This window comes from Candidatus Photodesmus anomalopis (assembly GCF_000731785.2).
Taxonomy (GTDB): domain Bacteria; phylum Pseudomonadota; class Gammaproteobacteria; order Enterobacterales; family Vibrionaceae; genus Vibrio; species Vibrio anomalopis.
In genome coordinates this window covers 1-409 of the sequence record NZ_JGVJ01000009.1, presented here as the reverse complement: position 1 = coordinate 409, position 409 = coordinate 1, and the positions used below count along the sequence as shown (strand labels likewise).

Sequence of the window (409 nt, the reverse complement as noted above, 5' to 3'; positions counted from 1 at the left end):
GGGCTGGATCACCTCCTTAAAATATCAGGATTGTTTGAATGAGTGCTCACACAAATTAATTAGATTAATTTAAAGTTAAAATGTCCCGTTCGTCTAGAGGCCTAGGACATCGCCCTTTCACGGCGGCAACAGGGGTTCGACTCCCCTACGGGATACCATTGGGTCGTTAGCTCAGTTGGTAGAGCAGTTGACTTTTAATCAATTGGTCGCAGGTTCGAATCCTGCACGACCTACCATAATTTATAAATTTATAGGTATAGGGCGATTAGCTCAGTTGGTAGAGCACCTGCCTTACAAGCAGGGGGTCACTGGTTCGAGTCCAGTATTGCCCACCAATGATTAAACGATTAAAATCAATTAAATATAGTAAAGCCTGTTCTTTAACAATTTAGAAAACTAGACAGATAAT

Annotated in this window: 3 tRNA genes; all 3 read left to right on the top strand. The window is 41.6% G+C overall.

The window, feature by feature from the left end:
- Window positions 1–82 precede the first annotated feature (82 nt).
- The 3 genes from CF66_RS00680 (at window position 83) to CF66_RS00670 (ending at window position 335) form a co-directional block, all read left to right on the top strand.
- Window positions 83–158: transfer RNA gene (locus tag CF66_RS00680), tRNA-Glu, on the top strand.
- A gap of 2 nt (window positions 159–160) precedes the next feature.
- Window positions 161–236 (top strand) — tRNA-Lys (locus tag CF66_RS00675).
- 23 nt (window positions 237–259) lie between these two features.
- A tRNA-Val gene (locus CF66_RS00670) sits at window positions 260–335 on the top strand.
- Window positions 336–409 lie beyond the last annotated feature (74 nt).